The sequence below is a fragment of the Natronocella acetinitrilica genome (genome assembly GCF_024170285.1).
Taxonomy (GTDB): Bacteria; Pseudomonadota; Gammaproteobacteria; order Nitrococcales; family Aquisalimonadaceae; genus Natronocella; species Natronocella acetinitrilica.
The window spans coordinates 332,428-338,427 of sequence record NZ_JALJXV010000006.1; the positions used below are offsets into that span (position 1 = coordinate 332,428).

At 58.2% G+C, this 6,000-nt stretch carries 3 protein-coding genes and 1 pseudogene; 3 read left to right on the plus strand and 1 reads right to left on the minus strand.

Annotation, left to right across the window (positions count from 1 at the left end; all coding sequences use genetic code 11):
• The first annotated feature begins 78 nt into the window (after positions 1-78).
• From J2T57_RS14050 to J2T57_RS22590, 3 genes and pseudogenes are all read left to right on the plus strand, one after another.
• Positions 79-669, plus strand: coding sequence for a hypothetical protein (locus J2T57_RS14050; protein WP_253479353.1), 591 nt, complete (start codon positions 79-81; stop codon positions 667-669).
• A gap of 335 nt (positions 670-1,004) precedes the next feature.
• A complete protein-coding gene (locus J2T57_RS14055; RefSeq protein WP_253479355.1) occupies positions 1,005-2,045 on the plus strand; it encodes a hypothetical protein in 1,041 nt (346 codons plus the stop codon).
• Between the two features lie 199 nt (positions 2,046-2,244).
• Positions 2,245-2,511, plus strand: a pseudogene (locus J2T57_RS22590) (transposase); the annotation flags it as partial.
• Here J2T57_RS22590 and J2T57_RS14060 read toward each other — a convergent pair.
• Positions 2,396-5,503 carry an SNF2-related protein gene (locus J2T57_RS14060; RefSeq protein ID WP_253479357.1) on the minus strand — a complete coding sequence of 1,036 codons (3,108 nt, stop codon included), beginning with the start codon at positions 5,501-5,503 and terminating at the stop codon, positions 2,396-2,398. The pseudogene J2T57_RS22590 and the gene J2T57_RS14060 overlap by 116 nt on opposite strands.
• Between the last annotated feature and the right edge of the window lie 497 nt (positions 5,504-6,000).

A 6,000-nucleotide genomic window follows, 5' to 3' on the forward strand; every position in this document is an offset into this window, starting at 1 on the left:
CTGGTCGGGACAAGACATTAGCTCTGCTAGACTCTGGTCATTCAAGCGTGACATGCGAAGGACGGGGGAAGTTGGGTAATGGGTAGATTCTTGCTCTCGGCGGGGGCTATCGTCGCCGCGATCACCATCGCTTCCAGTTTCGCTCACGCGCAGCAAGTCTTCAGATGCACCCTGCCGGACGGCAGTACCACGTTTCAGGGGACTCAATGTGAAACCCCCGACGCCGACATGGAGAGGATTCGCGTTTCCCCCGGACCCTCGGCAGAACAAACGGCTGCAGCCCAAGCGCGACATCAGGAATCACAGGCACGACATCAGTTCGAATCGGAACACCAAGCCTATCAAACAGAGCGTCGTCGATTGGAACGGGAAATAAATTCAATCAACTTGGGTCTGGACCAAACTGTCTCCGATCTCATGACGAACAGAAACCGGCACCGGCGGCTAAGCGGGGAACTGGAGGCCCTAGATCAAGCGTGGCAGGACCGCCTCGATCCAGGCGGCGCCACACAGCGCGCCGAAGAGCGCAGGCAGCGGGAAACTAGCGAGCGTCTATCCGCAATCGAGCGAGAACAACGTCGTGCACGTCGCGAGCAAATTCTTAAAGACAATCAGCCGACCACTCTGCGCAACTGCCGAACAATGGGAAACACCGTAATCTGCGATTGACGGCGTTCTCGCTGCCAACGGCAGCGGAGAGCTCTTCGCGCTCTGAACCTCCCGCTCGTTAGCTCGTTCTCTGCCGTGTGGCGGAGGTTGGCGACCACGCGCTGGCGCACGGCCACACATCATCGATTCTGGATCGTTCAACTCCCGAGGCGACATTCGGCATCAGCGCAAATTGACCAAGAATAAGGACAACAGTGGCCCGCTATACGAACCGACAGCGTCGCCGATCCATTCGGCGTGGAGCTGGTGGATCTGATGACGGTCGAGGCCCAACAATTTCCGATAGTGCGATAGGGTGTCACAAGATGTCGTGTTATGGCATCGTCCAACTTTCGATGCCTGTTAAGGATTTTCCTGTGGCGAAGTCAGTGAAGTCGTTCGATCTTCCCGTAGAGGTGGACCCTATCTACGATGCCAACGAGTTGCTTCAAAGATCTGGTCTGGATCGGAGCATCACGGCGGCGGACCTGCTCGACGGTGAGTTTGACCTAATCAATGTTTACAGACTGGACATGGAGATCCCATGCGGGCTCGCAGACTGCCGAACCCCGCATAAAAGTGGGTTACTGGGAAAACTCGCCGACGGCCGCTTGTTTCACGTCGGCAGAGTATGTGGCAAGACCAAACTCGGCCACGATTTTGCCATTGCCCAACGCAAACTTGAGGCAACCCAGAACGAAATTCGGTTAAGGCGGGACATTACTGCCTTCGTTGACGACGTTCCCGTTAAGCGCCGAGGTGTTCAAGATCTTGTTCAGCAGGAACGTGGTGCCAGTTGGGTTCGGAAAGCGTTGCAAGAATGGAAGCGTGTGACGCCAGACGGTGTGCGTGAGGTTATGCGGCAAAAGGCGCGCTCAAATGATTCAAAAGTTGAGCGGGTGCGGCAGAGATCTCAGGATGAAATTCGAGATTTGCTCGATGCTGGTCTGGTGAAGACGCGATCAGATGGAGAGTACGAAAGCGAACTTATCGGAAATTTTCAGGGACTCAATGTGCTGCTTGCGGACCCACACCGAGACCACAAGTTAATTACTAATAACCTCGAATCGCTTGAGAATTTGAACGTCGCGTCACTCGGACTCGGTCAGTTAAGGGCCTGGAAACGCTGGATAGTTGAAACTGACGAGGCGACCAATCGGCTCCGGCATGCGATCGAGGCCGGATCTCGGTTCTTTACACCGGAAAATCTCGCATTGCAGGTGGAGGTTGCGTCCACCGACGATGATGCTCGGACCCTGCGTGAGACGACATGGCAGCTAGCTGTGCCCCAAGCGATAGCACCTCAGAAGCGCGTTAGTATCATGTCTGAGAAGGAGCGTGCCCGTCAGCATCGAAAAATTGGAGGCAGGCGTCGAAAAAAGCGTCGAGCTGCATAGTGGATCGTGACGGGGATGCGCACTACGCCTGTTTGCAACATTCCAATCCCGGAGCCGACCAAGCCGCCCATGCCTTTGTGAACAGGTCGGTGAGGACTGAGCCTACATTCCCTTTCAAAGCCGCTCAGGAGTGTCCACGAGGAGGTAGGGGGATACGTCAGTCGATGAGACCGAGCGTGCGGTTAGCCAGCGCCGCCGATTCATCCGGGAGTACAAGCGGCAGATGGCTGAGGAGACGCTCGTGGCCGGTGCATCGGTCTATGTTGTTGCGCGTCGGCACGACGTCATTGCCAACCAACTCTTCCGTTGGCGAAGGGAGTATAGGGAGGGGCTCCTTGGGCACGACTACCCTATCCCCTCACCCCAAGCACACACGCCGCGATCCGCTCATCCAGCGGACTCCCGATACGAAGTCCTTGAAAGGCTTCCTGTAATTGCCCCATCGGGATACGTTCGGTGCCCTTGAGCGACGTTGTGAGTTCGTTTAGCAGTAGCGGGCGGCGCCGGCGCCGCTGGGTAAGGAACGTGAACCAGAGCGGGCGGATAACGTCGAGCCAACGTTCGGCCAGGTCGTTCCAGTCTGGAGTCTGCTCAGGGTCTGGATTCTCAAGCATTTCAACCAATCGTTGAAAAAAGTTGTACGCGTTTTCGTCTTGCGCCTTCGCCGCATCATCCCGGTATCGCTTTATCACCACGGCCATTTGTTCCAGCGCACGCTGCTTGCGTCGTGGCAACAGCAATCGCTCCGACGCCAGTAGCTGTTTCAAGAATTCCTCCAGTTGAACCATGGCTGTCTCGTCCGGTTGGCCGCTCTGCACGTCCGGCCCGAGCCTGGCGCGAAGCAACTCACAGACGTCGCCGAGTTCTGTCATGGCTGCGGAATCAGGGCGAGGGAAGGCAATCCATTTCGGTGCGGACTCTGCCGCGCCCCGCAGGCAGAAAAACGCCCAGGGGCGATCCGTGCGCACAAGGCTGACGCGGGAAAGCACCCGTGCCGTCACCTTTCGGTACTCGGCGTAGACGGCGGGCTCAACCAGCGCCGTTTCTCCACTCACAAGGGCTCGAACCGGCGTAAACGCATCTTCCAATCCGTCCCAACCTCTCTCCCTCCCTTCCTGCTCCAACTCCTGCGCAAGGGTCAGTGGATCAACCACCGCAGAGTCTTCCTTGGCGCTGCGCATGTCCTCCGGTAGTGGAAGATTGGAGCCGAGCAAAGTTTCTACCGTCTGGTAGCGTTCGATAAACCGATCATCCGTTCGCAATGCGAAGGCTTTAGCATCCTTGGGCCACCAAGCCTGAATATTCTTGTGCGGGCTATCCATGCGGTCCACCCGGCCGACCCGCTGTTCAGCGACCCGAACGACACTTGGCATATCCAGATGCACGATGCAGGACGCCCGCTGGAGGTTGATGCCTTCCGACATACTGTCGGAGCATAGGGCGATGGTGTTCCGGTGTTTTGAGTCCCGCCTGAAGGCCTCATTCACGCTTCTTTTGCCCTGCTGATCGCTGCCGGTAGCCAGCAATACCTCAACACCGCGTCTTCGCAACTTTTCACGCATCAGGTACAGCGTGATCGGTCGACTGTCAAAGGCAAGCACCAGGCTGTGCCGCTTGAGTACGGCGCAGAGATGGTCGGCTTTGGCTTCCTCGCGTCGCTCGGTCATCTGGAGGGCAAGTTTTCCAATCTCTATGTAGATCGCCTCCTCCTCTCGACATGCCTGGCGATGTGCCCCGGGGTCGGTCAACCAAGCTGGCAGGGGGGTCGATAAGCGATTCTTCGGGGGATTTCCGGCAAGCTCCATGAGCTGGCGCCTGACGTTGCCGGATGGTTGTTTCTTCAACCCAGTGATTCGTGTTACATCCTCGGCCCACTGCGTGCCCCTCAGGTGCTCAAGCAGCGCCGCTCGTGAGGAGCGCAGCGTTGCCATGACGAGATAAGCGGGCAGTTTACTCGCCGCGTTGAGCCGAATCTTCAGGTACTCTTCTTCCGACCACTGTGATCTCAGCGCCTCCGGCATCTGAATGGGTTTGGCAAGATAGGCCAAGCCCCTGAGCTTGTTGGCAAGTGCCCGAATCTTCTCCGCGAGCTGACAGTCGTTGTCCGGTTCCCCCAGCTCATACATGCGGGATTCATGCCGTGGATAACGGCATTGCCGCCCGTCCGCGTCGCGATACTCTTGCGGCGCTTCATCGACCATGCGATTCAGCAGCGATTTGGTCCTGCGCACGGTAAAACGCTGGATCTCAGCACGAAGTGCCTGCGCCTCGTTCGGCGCGACCGAATCGCCTACATCTCGCCGCTTGAGCACCTGCTCGAACATCTTGAGTGTGGACGGAGCAAGGTTATCGGCTCCCAACATGTCCACCAGCCGAAGGAGGTCACGAACTCCTCGGTTGATCGGCGTTGCGGTGAACAGGATGGTGTGGTCCGACATGTTCCCCAGCAGCTGGCGAGTACGCCGTGATTGGGGGTTAAGGAAGTTGTGTGCCTCATCGACAGCCAGTATCTGCGCACGACGGACCGCATCAATGGCGGCCTCACGCTGTATGCTTTGCGAATTGCTCAGCACGCCATGGGATGACGATGATAACGGTAAACCGCAGAGCGTTGCCTCGTCATGCCATGCCTTTTGGACCGCCGGTGGGCAGATCAACATGGGGTTGCCCTTGCGGATTCGACCCGAACTCCAGATCCGGTCCAACTGTGCCCTAACGAGATGTGCCCCCATCCGCGTCTTTCCAGCTCCGGTGGCATCGGCAACGAGCGCGCTTCCAACCGTGTCGAGCAGCCAGAGCGCTTGGGCAATGCCTTGCTTCTGGCTCGGCCATAGGGCGGGCGCAGCGCCCAACTGCTGGTGCTGCATGTAGTCTTTTGCCCAATCGCCTTCCAGTAACTCAGCGCATGCGCGCGCTACTGCCTCCGGCCATTCAACAAACCGCAGCAGCCTCTCCAGCAACGCGATTAACTCAGCGCTGTAATCCTCCCCCACCTCCCAGTATCGTTCCGCAAGTTGCCATGCCCCCCGGAAGCGTTTATCGCCGTTCTCGAATCTTGCGTTGGCTTCAAGCTGGTACTGCAAACCGGCTTTGGAGAAGTTACTGGACCCGAGCGTTACGGCCTTCTCCGCACAGTACATCTTGGCGTGAAGGCGTACCCCACTCACATATCGAGCAACCACCCTCTTCGATCGAAGTTTTTCGATCGCGTCGATGACCTTGCCGCTCACGGCGAGCGAGATACCGCGCTCAAGCCAGTACTTCTCCACTTCCTCCTTAAACCTTTGCGACTTCGGCGCGAGATGTACGGTGCGCGATGGATACGGCTCGCTCCCCAGGAGCAGCCTTACCTCTTCGCAGGCCTGAGGAATGCCAGCTATGTACTTGATGAGTTCATCGAGGGACGCGAAGCCAGCGATGATGAGGGGACGGCTTGCCGCATTGAGGTCATCGAGCACAAGCCGCCGAACTGAGTTACCGCCACCGTTACGCGGAAAGCGAGAGACATCAGGCCAACCAGGGCCGGCGAGGTCCGCAAGTGCGTCCTCTGGTCGATCGAAGAGCCCGAATTGATCCACTGTCCTTGTCACCCTTTGTGCTTGGGTAGAGGCGTCAATCAGCGTGACACTCCCGACGTAGCCCGTCGAGTTTGCGGGCCGATCCTCCGGGTGCCGGCTCCACTGTCCCCTTCCTCTGCACCCGAGGCTCAAGCCCCAGGGTCTCTTGGCAGTACTTCCGCAACGTCTGCTCCGAGACCTCAACACCCAGACACTCGCTGATCATTGATCGCAACTGCCGGTAAGGCAGCCCTGCTGACCGCGCGTGCTTGATCGGCTCTGCCAACTGGTCCAGCATCGCCTTGAACCGCCCCGGGTATGATGGAGGCTGTTGGGTTTAAGTTGAGGCCATCGGGATGGCCTCGGTGGCTTTCAGCCGCCAGTAGTGTGCCTCAGCC